Origin of the sequence: Pseudomonas sp. MWU13-2862 (assembly GCF_023242495.1) — a bacterium.
In the GTDB taxonomy this organism is placed as follows: Bacteria; Pseudomonadota; Gammaproteobacteria; order Pseudomonadales; family Pseudomonadaceae; genus Aquipseudomonas; species Aquipseudomonas gingeri_D.
This window is the reverse complement of sequence record NZ_JALMEZ010000007.1, coordinates 309,141-324,154: the sequence shown is the minus strand read 5'-3', so window position 1 is coordinate 324,154 and position 15,014 is coordinate 309,141. Positions and strand designations below refer to the sequence as shown.

The following is a 15,014-nucleotide window of genomic DNA, read 5'->3' as shown; positions in this document are numbered from 1 at the left end:
GAACTTCTTTTGGGGAGGCTGCAAGATAAGCACTGAATTGTTTCAGGCAAAGCGCCTTTACCGGCAATTTACCTTGGAATGACCTTCGTCAGTGTCCAGTAAGACACTGAAGCACAAATAAAAACGGCCTGGACAGGGTCAGGCCGTGAATAATTGTAAACCACTTGTTTCAGGGCCGTTTATTTCAGGACCGCGAGTGCCGCGTCGTAATCGGGTTCTTGGCCGATATCTGCCACTAATTCGCTATGCAACACCTTGTCGTGCGCGTCGAGGACTACGACCGCACGGGTAGTCAGGCCTGCGAGGGGGCCATCGACGATTTCCACGCCGTAGTCGCGCATGAACTCGCGGCCGCGCAAGGTGGACAGGTTGACGACCTGGTCCAGACCTTCTGCGCCGCAGAAACGTGCCTGGGCAAATGGCAGGTCAGCCGAGATGCACAGCACCACGGTGTTTTCCAGCTGGTTGGCGCGTTCGTTGAACTGGCGCACGGACTTGGCGCAGGTCGGAGTGTCGACACTGGGGAAGATATTCAACACCTTGCGCTGGCCGGCAAGGCTGGCAAGGGTGATATCGGAGAGGTCCTTGGCCACCAGGGAAAACGCGGGAGCCTGGGAGCCGGGTAGCGGTAATTGTCCGTTGATCTGGACCGTTACGCCCCTGCGGGTGACTTGAGCCATGTGTTTGCCTCCTTGTAAACACGAAATCCTACCTTGAAGCGGGCTTTCCTAGATAGCAATGTCATCTTTAGCCCTGCTATTACCGGCTTACAAAATTGGCGTTTCACCGCTAACTATCGTCGAACTCAATAAATATGGGGGTCGGCCTGCTGGCGATAGCAGTCTCGCCTTCACCGCAAACCGACTCCCTGCCATTACTTCAGAACAGCCAGGGCCGCTTCGTAGTTAGGCTCTTCGGCAATTTCCTTGACCAGTTCGCTGTGCAACACGTTGTCGTTCTCGTCCAGCACGACGACGGCGCGAGCGGTCAGGCCGGCCAGCGGACCGTCGGCGATTTCAACGCCGTAGTCCTTAATGAACTCACGGCCACGCAGGGTCGACAGGTTCAGGACGTTTTCCAGGCCTTCGGCGCCGCAGAAGCGTGCCTGGGCGAACGGCAGGTCAGCCGAGATGCACAGCACCACGGTGTTGGCCACGTCGTTGGCCTGAGCGTTGAACTTGCGCACGGAGGTCGCACAGGTCGGAGTATCGACGCTTGGGAAAATGTTCAACACTTTGCGCTTGCCGGCAAAGCTGCCCAGCGTAACGTCAGCCAGACCTGCGCCCACCAGGGAGAATGCTGGAGCCTTGTCGCCGGCCTGCGGCAATTGACCGTTGACCTGAACCGGGCCGCCTTTGAGGGTGACTTGAGCCATGAACTGAATCCTTCTAAACGGTTTCGATAAGAAGGTCGGGGTTAAACATGAAAATGCCACCCGACCTATGGGGCAGATAAAGTGTCACAGGATTTGCGGCCCGGCAAACCCTCTCGGGCTTTTTTTCTTGTGGGAATCCGGGCGCGACCACAGCGGACGCTTCAGTGATATTCGCGGGGAATCAGGCTCTGCAACTGCAGGGCCAGGAAGTCGGCATCGAACGGATAGATGTCCGCGTCCTTGAGGCCGTTGGTCTTGCGCCACTGCCAATCGCCAGTTCCCGGCACACCCACCAGCGAAACGCTGCCATGCCGGGCCGCCGTATGGCCCATGACCGCGATGGAAATCGTGCCGCCAGTGCCCATGACCTCCGGGACAAACTCCATCACTCTGCCGGCGATCTGGATCGTCAACTTCTGGGTCTTGAAGGGCGAGACTTCCACCGCCAGGTTGGGGCCGAAAGCCACGTAGGCTTCGCGCTGGGTTTCCAGCAGGTTCGGGCTCTTTACCGGGGCCAGCCACTGTTCCATGCGATCGAACAACTCGACGATGCGCGCCGTCCAGTGTGCCGATTGCTTTTCAAACAGTTGCTTCTTGTGTGTTTCAGTCTCGGCGTAGTGCCGAAGCATTTCCCCCAGTTGCTGTACACCATTCATTGGAGCGCTCCGTGGGTGAACCTGAATCGAAGGCCCGATCATGGCAGATCGCACCACGGGATGTGCGATTAACTCGACCGGGCATTGTCGAACGCTGACAGCATGGCCTTCCGCGGGGAGTGGAGGATCGCTAAAAGCTTCGCGGGCAAGCTCCGCTCCCACAGTGGTTCGGCGCAAGGCGGATGTTCAGGCTGGCCGACGAAACCGCGCCATGTTCAGGGTATTCACCAGACCACCGTCGCGAATCGCGTAATCACGCATCACGCCCTCATCCTCGAAACCGAACTTGCGATACAGACCCTGGGCGGCGACGTTATCGGCATACACCGTCAACTCGACCCGGTGCAGGTTCATCCAGTTATCGGCCACATCCAGCACGGCAGCCAGCAGTTTCGAACCGACGCCCTTGCCCTGCCAGGCGCTTGCCACGCCCATGCCGATGGTGCCGGCGTGGCTGCGGCGCACACGAGCGTATTGTTCCAGGGAGCAACTGCCGATCACCGCACCCTGATGCAGCGCCACCAACGACAGCAAGCGTTCATTGTCCTGGCGCTGGAGCAGCCGCTGACGCCAGACTTCGGCAGACTGAAACGGCATTTGCAGTACCTGGCGGCAAACGGCGGGTTCGTTATAGAGAGCCGTTATGCCGTCGATATGGGCTTCGCGGAAACGCTCGATGACGATGGAGGGGGTGTCGGCTGGCATCGTTTTTTTATCCATAAAAATAACAAGGCCAGCCAGTGTAGAGTGATTCGCGGCAAGCTGGCAAAGCCTGCTCCGGCATCCGCTCTTGCGCTACCGCAAGACCGTTTTACCCCTTAGCGCGACAGCATAAAGGTTTCGTACTCCAGGTCATCCAGCGCGGTCGACAGGCGCGCCAACCCCAGCAGCACGCACGCCAGCAGCGAAAAGGTGAACCCGTAACCGAAGAAACTCGGCCCCAGGTAGAGGCTGAGAAAGGTCAAGGCGGCGTTGAGCACGACGAACAACAGGCACAGTTCCAACACGATCGCCCGTTTGTCGAGGTAGAAAAACACGTTGAGAATCGCCATGAACACCACCTGGATGCTCACCCCGATCAGGTCGATGTAGAACAGCGGCAAGTAGTAGCTGGACATGCCCAGCCACTCCAGCAGGCGCGGACCGAACAGGAACAGCAGGACCACCGTCAGCCCCTGGACCTTGCAGATTTCCAGCAGGCCCTGGCGAATCGAGAAGGTCATTTCGGCTTTCAACGAAGCGATATGGCGCAAGGTCTCGCCATCACGCACCGCGCGAAACAGGCGGTCGTACCATTCGGCGAAGTCGGTTTCGATCCGCACCAGGAACACCGCCATCCCGGGAATGATCGCCAGGTAGGCGAGGAAGATCGGCAAGTCATAGAGAATCGAGGCGCGCATCGGTCCGATCACCTGGCTCGAGGTGTCCGGGTTGAACCAGAAGATCAACTTGTCGATCCAGATCCCCAGGTTGTAGCAGAGCCCGGTGAGCAGCAGGCTGACAAATACCTGGCGCCGATCGAGGAAGTCGAAGGCCACCAGTTTCTCGGCGCGGTACTCACGCAGGATGTCGTAGAGAAACAGGAACAGCAGTGTGCTGTGGCCGAGCAACAACGCCAGCAGCAAGCCTTCCATCCCCAGGTAACGCAGGAAGAACGCGCTGCCGACCATCAGCGCATAACCCGCCAGCATCACCAGCAGGATGCGGTTATAGGCCTTCATCCCGGAGAGGAAGATGATCACCAGCCACAAGTTGCAGAGCACCACGAAGTTGGCCAGCGTCAGCAACCGGTAGACCAGCGGCTGGTCGAACAGCGTGGCCAACAGGATGATGCCCAGCAGCCCGGAGCCCAGGGTCACCAGCAGCAGCACGCCGACCAGGTTCGGCAGGATCTGCTCGTACTTGCGCTCGAACAGGCGGTCGGAGACGAAACGGGTGAAAAACAGCTGCAACCCGCCGGTCAGGATCAGCGACGTGGCCATCAGGTAGGTCACCGTGATCAGGAACTGGCGGATCAACACCTCCGGGACCACCAGCCCAAGGCTGATGACCCCCACCAGCATCACGCTGAGAATCGACAGGACCCAGGGTCCGGAACTGATCAGGCCGGCGTAGACATACGCGTGCAGCGTCGCCGTGTAGGAGTCGCGCGAGAGAATCTTGCGCAGTTCGAAACCGATGCCGGCCATTTACACAGTCCCCATGGCAGCGTGATAAAGCGTGCGATAACGGTCGATCATCAAGGTCTCGCTGTAGTAACGGTGAACCCGCAGCAAACCCGCGGCCTGGGCCGACTTCCAGCGCTCGGGGCTGCGCAGCAGATCGGTGATCGCCAGGGACGTGGCCTGTGGATCAGCGATTGCCACCACCTCCCCGGCCAGCCCGAGATCACGGTCGGCCGCGGTGCCGCCCTCGATCAGTTCGCGGCAGGAGCCGACGTCGCTGCTCACCACCGGCGTGCCGGCGGCCCAGGCTTCGAGAATCACCAGGGGCTGCGCCTCGCTGATCGAGGTCAGGACCATCAGGCCCAGTTGCGGCAGGATCTCCTGGATTTTCTGGAAGCCGAGGAACAGCACCTGTTTTTCCAGGCCCAGACTGGCCACCAGGCTGCGACACTCGGCGACGTATTCGGGGTCTTCCTCTTCCGGCCCGACAATCCAGCCCTCGACCTGCGGCATCACGCTGACCACCCCGCGCATGGCGCGCAGGAAGGTCTTCACATCCTTGATCGGCACGACCCGACCGATCAGCCCGACCACCGGCGCGATCCCTGCGGCACGAGCGTTGAGGGCCTGGGTCCAGAGTTCCAGGTTGATGCCGTTGGGGATCACCTGGGTACGCGCCGGCGGCGCGCCGTCCTTGATCTGCCGCTGGCGGTTGCCATCGTACAAGGCAATGATCTGGTCGGCGCTCTCGTACACCAGGTGGCCGATGCGTTCGAAGAAGCGCACCCAGAGCATGCGGATATAACCGGTGCCGGTAGCCATGCTGTCGTTGAGCGCCTGGTTGTTGCTTTCGGCGATCCAACTGGCCTGGGCCAGGTCGATCTTGCGCTCCTTGGTGTAGATCCCATGCTCGCTCAACAGCAACTGGCACCCCCACAACTGCTTGAGGATGCAGCCCACAAGCCCCGCATAACCGGTGGAAATCGAGTGCAGGACCCGTGCTCGCGGCATCCGTCGGGCGGCATCGGCCAGCATCAGCAGTGGCGACTGCATGGTGCGCAGGGTCCAGAAATAATTGACGAAGGACGGATCGGCGCAATGCTGCTCATAACCTTCGGTCAGGGCCTCCCAGCTGGGGCGGCTATAGAGCACATCGTCCAGGGTAATCCGCCCCTGGGCCAGGGCGTCGAGCACGCCAAAGCCCAGCTCGGCGGGCGGCTTCTCGGGGTTGTGCAGATAGCGGTAGAGATTGCTCAGCTCTTCGAGGGACGCGCTGTGCGCGACCCGCTTGCGCTTCGGATTACGCCAGGCTTCCTCCAGGTACACCTCTTCGATATGCACCACGTTCGCCGGGATCTCATAGCGCCGCTGACCATAGGCTTCACGCTGGCCACCGATGAACAGCACCGAAAAGGTCAGTTGCGGCAACCCGAGGATCAGTTGGTGAATCCAGCCGGATACACCGCCGCGTACATAGGGCCAGGTACCTTCGAGCAGCAGGCAGACATCGGCGATTGGCGTTGGATTGGCGGGCTTTTTCATGTCCAGGTCCTTACCAGCCCGGCAAAGGGCGGGCGTTGTTGCAGCTCCGGCGGCAGGCTTTTCAACAGCCCGGGAATCTCGCTATAGCGTCCCGTTTCAAAGGCAATTTCAGCACTGAACGGCAGGACTTTGGCCGGGTCCATGCCCGCCTGCTCGGCCTGGTGCATATGCAGGCGCGCCTTGCCGATATCGCCGCGTTCCAGGGCAATACGCCCGGCCAGCAGCAGCAACTCACCGCCCTCACCCGCTTTCAGCGCCAGCTCGGCATGCTCGCCGGCTTGGCCGAGGACGTGCTGCTGGACGCTGCCCTGGGCCAGGCCCAGGTAGGCCAGCTCCCAGTACCAGCGAGCCAGCGTGGCGTGCAAGGCCCCGGCCTTCTGTGCGGGCGCGCCGGGCAACTGCGCGAGGGATGACTGGATACGCAGGTTGATATCGCTTTCCTGCTTGTCGAGCATCGAATACGCCAGCAGACGGACATCGTCGCTCGGATCGCCCAGGGCCAGCTTGAGAATCGGCACCGCTTCCTTGCCCGGCATCCGTCGAGTGGCGAGCAGTGCCGCCAGGCGCTGGTCCGGGTCCGACGCATGGCGCAACACATCCTGCAGGCCACTGTCGCCGAAGGTTGGTGAATGCAGCTGGATCTGCGCCCGAAACGGCAGGTCGGGAATGCCCACCGCCTGCCACATCTGCATCTCGCGCTTGCGTGGCAGGTACAGGGCCGGAAAGATCGCCGCGACCACCCCCACGGCACCGATCAGCGGCACAAAAAACGCCAGGCTGAAGATAAACAACGGGCTCCATGGCAACGGCGCGCGGTAACGCGCCGGCAGCAACAGCCACACCGCCGCGGTCAACAGGCCGCAGGCGATGCCATGGGTCATGGTGTACAGGAGCGCGATCTGCAGGTCGGGCAGGCGGGTCGTCAGACTGGCCCAGCTCCCGGCTTCGAAAAACAGCGCCCCGCTAAACAGCCACTTGCTGAACATTCAGGCCACACTCGTTATGCAGGAAGTTACGCAGCCCGTCCCGTTGCCGGGCCGACTCCAGATCGTAAGGCAAGACATTGACCCCAAGGCCGGACAGCTCCACGCTCATGCCGAAGTGTTCGTGGATCAGCTTGCCCAGACGCATCAGATAACCTTGGGCGCCCTCGGCGCTGGTCAGCGGCAGCAGCACCAGCAACAACGCATGCCCGCGGTTGTTGGCCAGGGTCAGGTGCAGGTCCAGTCCACGCTGGCTGCGTTCGAACAGCCGGGCCAGCTCATCGTTGCTCCGGGTCAGCTCGAAGGCATAGAGGCAGCCGGACAAACCGTGCCGCTCGACATCCACCAACGAACGCTTGAGCTGGCGGGTGAAGTGCTGGGCGTCGGCATCCTCCAGTTGCAGCACCTGCGGGTCGTGGTGCAGCAGATCGGCAATATGCCCGGCCAGCAAGGCCAGCAGACTGAGGGTCCGTTCCTGGAAGGCAAAGAACGGCATCTGCCGGACCGCGAGGATTGCCAGCATCCGGCCCTCGGTATCCAGCAGCGGAATGCACGCCTGCAACGACGACACCGAGGCTTGGCCGCCAGCGTCGATCAGCTCTTCGCGCACGCTCACCAGTTCTTCGCGCTCCAGGCACAACTTGACCAGCAGGTCCTGGTTGTCCAGAGGCCCCATGACCCCGGTGGAGGCCAACAGGGTCAAGCTCGGTGCGGCGTCGCGCGGCGAGTCCAGACGGTACAGCCCGGCCACCCGCAACGAACCGTACTGGCCGAGCAAGGTCAGCACCGGTTCGGCCAGCAACGACAGCGAATCTTCGCCATTGGGCGCGGCACGCAGGCGCTCACGCAGGCCCAGCAACGAGCTGCGCAGGCTCTGGTCGCTGCCCGCCAGGCGCTGCTCCAGGCGATCGTGGGAGACCCGCAGTATCTGGTGCGCCCGGGTGAAATCGTCGAGCCGGTACTGGCGATACTCGTTGGCCATCTGCAAGCGCAACAGGCGCCGTTCCCACAGATCCCGCACTTCACCTACCAGCATCCCGCAGACCAGCACGCCGACAATGTAGGACGGCGCGATCTGCGCGTAACCTTGCAGTCCCGACTGGCGCAGGACGAAGAACGTCGCCACCAGCAGGCTGGCACTGATCAGGCCACGGACAAAGCCGTAACGGACCCCCAGCAACAACGGCGCCAATAGCGACCAGGGAAACCCGCCGCGTACCTGCAACGGGTCTTCAGGGGTCAGCCAGAGACCGAAGCCGATGACCAGCGCGGTCACCAGGAAGGTTTCCAGCCAAGACGCCGGACCGCTGGCGCGCGGAGCCAGCGCGTAGTCCATGTGTGGAGAGTTCATCGCAGTCACTCGATCCGCAGGCCGCCGACAAGCTTGTCGAGGACCTTCTGGGCCGCGCCGGCCAGGCTTTCGCGGGACCAGCCGGCGCGGGCACCGCTATTGCTCCAGAGGATCTTGCCGGTGCCGGCTTCGACCACCCGCAGGCTGATACCCACCGCCGGTTCGCCATCCAGGCCGTTCTTGTACTGCCACTCTTCGACGCTGCCGGACACCACATAGTCGAGCTTCTGCTCACGGGCCCAGTCCATTGCCCCGGCGAGGCGCTCGTTATCGTCGAGCAGGGCCTGTTCGCCCTGCCCTGGCGCGCCGGCATAGACCTGCGGTTGCAGGCCACGGCTGCTCAACACGCTGAGCAGGATCTGCTCGCCGCGCTCACCGGCTTGTGGCGTCTGGGAATAGTTGACCAGCGGCAACACCCCCCAACGGGCCTTGCTCGACAGTTCCGGACTGTTTTGGCCGGTAAAGCTGCTGCAACCGGCCATCAACACGGCGACCATCGCCAGACTCACGCAACGAATCGTTTGCATAAGGTTAACTCCTCTTTGAATTCCATGATCAGCGTCCAAAACGCACGCTGTAACTGACGCCCGCGGTACCGCCAGACTTGCCTGTGCCGCCTTGCGGCGCCGACTGGTAGCCGAAGGTCACTGCCAATTCGTCATTGCCCAATACCTCGGTACCGACACCGGTACTGACGGCGTAGTTGATGGTGTTATCGGTCCACTGCCAGCCCGTGCTGAGATCCACCAGCCAGGTGTACTGCCCGCGCGTGCGGTTCAGTGCGCCGGGGAAACCGCGCCGCCAGGAACTGCCGAAGAACCACTGGCCGTACTGTTTCTGCAGCAAGGTCTGGCTGGTGATCTGACTCGGATCGTCCAGTTCGAGCCCGGCCAGGTCGATGCCCCCGCCCAGGGTATTGGCCAGATTGGCCAGTGAGCGGTTGTTCAAGCTGTTCTGCTGGTAGTCGATACCGCTGCGCAGTTCCCAGTTCGGCCCTTCGAACTGCAAGGTGTGGTCAAACTCGATCTTCAGTGCCTGGCCCTTGCCCAGATCATCGCCGCCGCGGGTCGCGAACCAGCGCTGGGCCAGGTTCCAGGACAACTGGTCACGAGCCGAGTAGCGATGCCGTCCGCCGGCCCAGAGATCATCCTGGCGGCCGAACGCGCGCATCAACCCGCTGTCCTCGTTCTTGCGGTGCCAGTCGGCACCGGCATCCAGCTCGTTGCCGCTGTCCACCTGCCAGGTCCGGCTGACACCGAGCCCATTGCGGTCATCGTCCTGGCGCAGGCTGCTGTCGAAGATCAGCTTGTAATTGCCACTCTCCAGTTGCCGCTGCAAGGTCAGCTCGGTATTGGTCTCGCTGCCCAAACGCGACGGCTCCAGGGTCTCGCCACTGTATCGACCCTGCTCCAGCACCAACTTGGCGTACCAGTTGTCGTTCAGATAACGCGCGCTGGTCAGCCGTGGACCGTTGAATACCAGTCCACCGTAGTCCTGATGCTCCCAGGCGAGCAGCACGCCCTGCGGGGTGCGCTCGGTCATTTCAATGGCCTGGCGGCGCAATTGCTCACGGATCGCCGGCGGCTGATCGTCACCCAGTGCCGACAGGTCCACGGCCAGGGCTTCAGCGCCGCGTCCCAGGCTATTGAGCGCCTCGACCTGCTGCGCCGGATCCAGCTCGCCGCTGCTCACCAGGTGTTCCAATGCGGCCCGATTGCTGCCGCGCAGGGCTTCCTGGATCTGCTCGTAGCCATTGATCTTCAGGCCACGGCTACGGGCCCAGGCCAGCCAGTCGTCTTTCTGCGCCGACTGATTGAGGTTGTCCAGGCGTGCCAACAACTGGTCGAACCACAGTTGCAGCATCGGTTTGGAGCCATCCCGCCATTGCATTGCCTGGTTCAGCGCCTTGCGCGACGAATAGCTGCTGGCCAGCAGGCGTAACCAGGTGCTGTAGCCCTGCGGGGTGGCGCGAATCTGCTCCGGCGTCACCTCGCGGTCGAGCTTGAGCCGCAAGCGCTGGGCCGACTCGGCGTAACCGGCGCCTTCCAGCGCATCGGCATAGGCCGCCTGGACCATCCAGTCCCCGGCGTTGGCTTGCAGGTAGAGGCGATACCAGGCCAGGGCCTCGGTGTTGCGCCCGACCAACTGGCTGGCGGCGGCAAACGGCAGCCACAAGCTGCTGTCGCTACGGGCCAGGGCACGCCATTGCTGCAGCAACGGCTTGATTTCGCTGCTACGGCCCAGGTCGACGTACAGCCACAGCAGGCGCTCACGGAAGGTATTGTCATCCGGGAAACGGCTCAACCCCAGGCGATACAGGCGCAAGGCCTCCTCGCTCTGCCCTTGCTGCACGGCCAACGCACCACGGGCCGCCAGCACCTGGGACCGCTCGGAAGCCTCCGGGTACTGCTCGGCATCCTTGAGCAGATCGATCACCAGCGGCCAATCCTGAAGTTCCTGGGCCAGTTGCAAGGCGGCCACCAGGCGTTGCGGGGCGTGGCCCTGCTTCCAGCTGTCGACGGTCAACTGCAAGGCCTTGCGTGGATCCCGGGTTCGATAGAGAGCAATCAGCTCACTCTCGTCGCCGGTATTGAGCGAGCCCTTGATGGCGAGCATTTTCTCCAGCGCGAGCCGCAGCTCGTCGTCCAGCTCCAGGTCCCAGGCCAGCGCCGCGCGGGATTGCCAATAGTCGAGATCATTGATCTTGTTGCCATCGACCGCCGTGATCACCTTCCAGGCCGACGGGCTGTCAAACAGCTTGAGGTGGTTGTTGGCCCAGTCGACCCGTTCGGTACTGCTCAGAGGGAAGCGTTTGGCGAAGCTCTGCCAGACGTCCAGGCGCGCCGTGTATTGCTCGGTGTTTTCCAGGTTCTGCAACAGCCGGACCCAGGCCAGGCGATGTTTCGGATACTTGGCGACATAACGACGCAACCAGGCTTCAGCCTGCTCGGGAGTGCCACGTGACTCTTCGGCGTACACCAGGGCATCCAGCTCGACATTGGTCAACGCTCGCGTGTCCATGATCCCCGCCAGCACCGGAATACCCCGATCGAAGTCGTAGGTCTGCATCGCCAGGCGCCAGGTGTGCTCGAATTCAGCAGGGTTGTCGCGCAGTTTGCTCAGGGCGATCCAGTAGCCCAGCGCGGCTGCCGAGTCGTCCTGCCATTCGGCGATATGGGCCATCTGCTCCAGCAACGCCGGATCGTCCGGGCGCTGTTCGAGCAGTTGCAAGCCCGCCGCGTGCGCCCCCGGCAGATCGCCGAAGGCCAGGCGCTGCTTGAACTCCTTGGCCAGCACTTGCGGGCTGTCGGGCTGCAATTTGCGCCATTCGCTAAAAAACTGCTCAGCCAGGTCGGTACGGTTATGCGCCACCGCCACATCGACGCCCAGGTCAAGCAGCGCCGGATCGAATTGGCCATCCGGTTGCGCGAGCAACTCCCTGGCCAGCAGCTCGGCCGCCTGATCGCCTCGATCAGCGGCTACCAGGCCCTCGAAGGCGGCCTGGAGGAACTGGCGCCGCTCTTCGGGTTTCTGGCTACTTGCAAGCAGCTCGATATAGAGATCCGCCGCCCGTCCGGGCTGTTCACTGGCCAGGTACCATTTCGCCGCTTCGGTCAGCCGTTGGTCATGCTGTCGCGGATCGCGGCGCGCCAGTTCGGCATAGCTATCCGCGGCCAGGCCCGGTGCCTGGGCGCTCAGGGCCAACGGCGCCAGGTGTTCGAGTTGGGGCGTTGGCAACGACTTGTAGTCGAAGGCCTTGAAACGTTCGGCCAGAGCCTGCAATGCCGGGCTATCGCTGCTGTTGTTCAATGCCAGGGCATCGAGTTGCAGCCGATAATAGGTTTGCAGGGTCGAATCGGCTTGCGGCCAATCAGCCAGATGCTTTTCGGCGCGTGGGTATTCACCCAGCTGGATCAGCAGGTCGAGCAACTGGGTTCGCAGCTCGCTGTTCTGCGGGTGCGCCGCCAGCAGCACCTCGGCGTAGCTGGCCGAAACCTCGTCCGGCGCGCCACCCTTGGGACGAAAGGCTTCTTCATTATGAAAGGTCGCCCACAGCAGCACGCCGACGGCGATCGCCACCAGCAGCAGCGCCCAGGGATTGAGCAGCCGCGTGCTTTTAGCCTTAGTTGCAGAGGAGTTGGGCATCGCTCACCTGCTTCAGCGGAAGTTGGAAATGCCACAGGCCTTGTTCGGACCGGCCCGCGTAATGTTGCCCGTCAACCTCGACCCGGCAGGCGCCGGCCGAGCGTACCGAAAACTCCAGGTTGAATTCGCCGGCGAAGGCGAAGGTCACCTGCCGGTCATTCACATACCGCCAGTCAAGCAAGGGAATATTCGCCAGCTCCAGCGCCGGGCGCGGATCACGCTCAGGGCGCAGGGCCAGCAGCGCGCGGTCGCTACTCAGCGCCACATAGCGGCCCTGGGGCAGATCACGGACACCGGCCACGCCCTGGGAGCGGCCGAGGTCCGGCCAGCCGAGTGCCGGATCCAGGCGCAGGGTGCGCAAGCCATCCATCCCGCGCACCTGCCAGTCCCCCTCGCCGGTGCGGGCCAGGCTGGCCTGGTACAGACCGTGAAGCCGATCCAGGTAATCGCTCATCCATAACGACATCGGTTGCTGGCCGCGCATGAACTGGTAGATGTCGGTCATGGCCTTGATCGATGCCTGCTTGGTCCCCGAATAGAAGTGGTAATACAGATGAATGCCGCGCAGGCGTCGTGGGCTGTCGGTCAACTCGAAGGTATCGATCACATCGCGAAAACCGTAGTACGGCCCCTTCCACAGGTTGGTGTACATATTCTCGTTGATCACCGGCGCGTAGTACTGCAAGCCGCCCGCGGTGGGACGCAACAAGGGATACAGGCCGGTCAGCGACGGATTGGCCTTGGTCAGGATGGTCTGGCCACCGTTGACGTTCTTCAGCCCGGCGTCATAGGCCAGCTTGATGGTTTCCGCGCTTGGCAACGCATCACCCGGCCAGAAGATCATCTTCACCGGCTTTTTCGCGGTGGTCAGACGGCTATTGATGTAGTCCCGCGAGCCAACGATCTCGCGCTGGTAGTCGAGGGTCTTGTAGCCCGGGATATTCAGCCGCAAGCCGTATTCGGCATGGAAATCTTCGTCCTGCCTGGCCTTGTCCGGCTGCATATAGAACGGATGGCTGTAGGTGTGGGTCGCCACTTCGACCTTGGGATCGGCAAAGATCTCCTGGGCGATCGGTTCCAGCTCCCGGGCCAGGAAAGGCGACATGCCCTTGGGCCCGACCTCGCCTTCAATGATCGACACCGAGGTCAGGAACGGATTGGGACGAATGTAGTCGGCCAGCACCTGGCGCCCGGAATACGGCGTGCCGCGCACTTCGGCGTGGGACGGAAAACCATCGCCATCGATATGCACCGTGGCGATCCGCCGGCCATTTTCGGTAGTGCTGTCCGGGCGTGGCTGGGCCGGCAGGCGCAAGGCTTTCTGGATGAACGCGAACGGATCGAGAATCCAGCGGGTCCGTTCGACGTTGGCTTCCACGACATAGGGTGCCAGGGCCATGCCGCCCCAGTCGCCGGTGACCACGGGGGCGAACTTGCCGCCCTTGCCGTCACCCAGCAACAAGCCCGGTTGCGGTCCGCCGGGCAGCAGCGTCACCCGGGTCAGCTCGCGGCTGCGTGGGACCACTGGCGCCTCAAAGGCACCGAGCAGCGCCTTGTCCTGGCTGAGTACCTGCAAGGTATCGCGATCCCCCGGCGCGGCGAGGTTCAGGCCCAGGCGCTTGAGCAGCGAGCGGTCTTCGATCGGCAGGCCGGCCATGATCGCCAGGGGGACCTGTTCATCCAGGCGCTTGCCGATCCAGCTATAAAAGGCACGGCTGTCTTGCGGCGGGCCGCTGGTCATCCACACCACCACCCCGGCGTACAAACCGGCGAAGCTGTAGGACGGCAAGCTGTCGTCGACCGGCAGGTAATCCACCCGATAACCCAGGTATTCCAACAGGCCTCCGAGCATCCGGTGGCCGGCGTGATCATAGAGTTCACCTTCACGCGGGTCATAGAGCATGGCGATACGCCGCGGCTGCACCTCCACGGTGCTCATGCTGATGGCATTGAGGTCCGGGGTCGTGACCACCGGGATAAAGCCTTCCTGGCTCAACTGACGGACCAGTTTGCGGGCTTCTTCACGCCGCGTGGACGGCAGGTAGTCGATGGCCACCAGCGGGATATTCCGCGCCCGCAGCGGTTTGAGCTCACCTTCAAGCCAGTTGCGGTCGGACTCGGACACCGGGCGATAACGCTTGGCCGAGGCATCCCAACCGGCATGGATCGATTCGACGGCGACGGCCGAGGCTACGTCATCGAGCTCAGCCAGTACCTCGAAGCCGCGATTGAAGAACAGCTTGAGGTCTGGCTGGCGGCGGTGCAGCTCGCGCAGAAACGCTACCAGCGCCTTGCGCTGCGGTTCGCGGTTGGCTTCGGGGAGCAATTGAAAGCTGTCGAGGGTATCGAGGAACAGGCCGGCATAGCCCTGCTCCTGCAACGCTTTGGCGCGCTTGAACAGATGTTCCCGCCAGGCCGGCGTGGCGATGTCCATGACCTGGCTGTCCCAGGCCTTGTTACGGATGCTGCTGGCGCCCTGTGTCAGCGCTTCCTTGTCCAGGGCGGCACGGTCGCCGTCGAACTCACCCACCGACAGGTAGGCGAATGGCTGGCTGCCGAGTTTGCGCAAGGTGGCAACATCGGCACCGGTCATATGGCCGGGTTCGACCACGGCCCATTCGAACTGTGCCAACTCCTGCAAGGGCGGCTGCTCGGCGTACCAGAATCCGACGCTGGCGGGAGCCGCCGGAGCGGCCTGTAACGCTGAATTCGTTACACACAATGCCAACGCGGCGAACAGACGCCGCACCATTTTGCAGACGCGCGCCCTGGAAAACTCGATTTTCATAACTCACT

General features: G+C 62.6%; 11 protein-coding genes. All 11 read right to left on the bottom strand.

Translation table 11 applies throughout. The features are described 5' to 3' along the window. Positions 1–179: 179 nt before the first annotated feature. The 11 genes from tpx (M5C56_RS15225) to M5C56_RS15175 all read right to left on the bottom strand — a co-directional run bounded on the left by tpx (M5C56_RS15225) (position 180) and on the right by M5C56_RS15175 (position 15,006). The gene (tpx, locus tag M5C56_RS15225) at positions 180–680 is read right to left on the bottom strand and encodes a thiol peroxidase (protein ID WP_103494086.1); all 501 of its coding nucleotides are present in this window, start codon (positions 678–680) and stop codon (positions 180–182) included. Positions 681–874: 194 nt separating this feature from the next. Next, positions 875–1,375 (bottom strand): thiol peroxidase, encoded by a 501-nt coding sequence (tpx, locus tag M5C56_RS15220; RefSeq protein WP_100943143.1) that lies wholly within the window; start codon positions 1,373–1,375, stop codon positions 875–877. A 161-nt stretch (positions 1,376–1,536) separates the two neighbouring features. After that, positions 1,537–2,031: a hypothetical protein gene (locus M5C56_RS15215; protein WP_103494085.1), complete on the bottom strand. Its 495-nt coding sequence runs from the start codon at positions 2,029–2,031 to the stop codon at positions 1,537–1,539. 186 nt (positions 2,032–2,217) lie between these two features. Continuing rightward, a complete protein-coding gene (locus tag M5C56_RS15210; protein ID WP_103494084.1) occupies positions 2,218–2,736 on the bottom strand; it encodes a GNAT family N-acetyltransferase in 519 nt (172 codons plus the stop codon). Positions 2,737–2,849: 113 nt separating this feature from the next. Continuing rightward, a complete protein-coding gene (pelG, locus tag M5C56_RS15205) occupies positions 2,850–4,220 on the bottom strand; it encodes an exopolysaccharide Pel transporter PelG (protein WP_103494083.1) in 1,371 nt (456 codons plus the stop codon). Then, positions 4,221–5,738 (bottom strand): GT4 family glycosyltransferase PelF, encoded by a 1,518-nt coding sequence (gene pelF, locus M5C56_RS15200; RefSeq protein ID WP_103494082.1) that lies wholly within the window; start codon positions 5,736–5,738, stop codon positions 4,221–4,223. Next, complete coding sequence (locus M5C56_RS15195) at positions 5,735–6,724, bottom strand: HEAT repeat domain-containing protein (protein WP_103494081.1); 990 nt, start codon at positions 6,722–6,724, stop codon at positions 5,735–5,737. The genes pelF and M5C56_RS15195 overlap by 4 nt, the downstream gene beginning before the upstream one ends. Further along, entirely contained in the window at positions 6,702–8,072 is a 1,371-nt protein-coding gene (locus tag M5C56_RS15190; protein ID WP_103494080.1) for a PelD GGDEF domain-containing protein, read from the bottom strand. The genes M5C56_RS15195 and M5C56_RS15190 overlap by 23 nt, the downstream gene beginning before the upstream one ends. A 5-nt stretch (positions 8,073–8,077) precedes the next feature. Then, on the bottom strand, positions 8,078–8,599 hold the full coding sequence (locus M5C56_RS15185; protein WP_103494079.1) for a penicillin-binding protein activator LpoB: 522 nt from the start codon (positions 8,597–8,599) through the stop codon (positions 8,078–8,080). A gap of 28 nt (positions 8,600–8,627) precedes the next feature. Continuing rightward, a complete protein-coding gene (locus tag M5C56_RS15180; RefSeq protein WP_103494078.1) occupies positions 8,628–12,218 on the bottom strand; it encodes a tetratricopeptide repeat protein in 3,591 nt (1,196 codons plus the stop codon). Next, positions 12,196–15,006, bottom strand: a complete 2,811-nt coding sequence (locus tag M5C56_RS15175; RefSeq protein WP_103494077.1) for a bifunctional glycoside hydrolase 114/ polysaccharide deacetylase family protein — start codon at positions 15,004–15,006, stop codon at positions 12,196–12,198. Before M5C56_RS15175 ends, M5C56_RS15180 begins: the two co-directional genes overlap by 23 nt. Positions 15,007–15,014 lie beyond the last annotated feature (8 nt).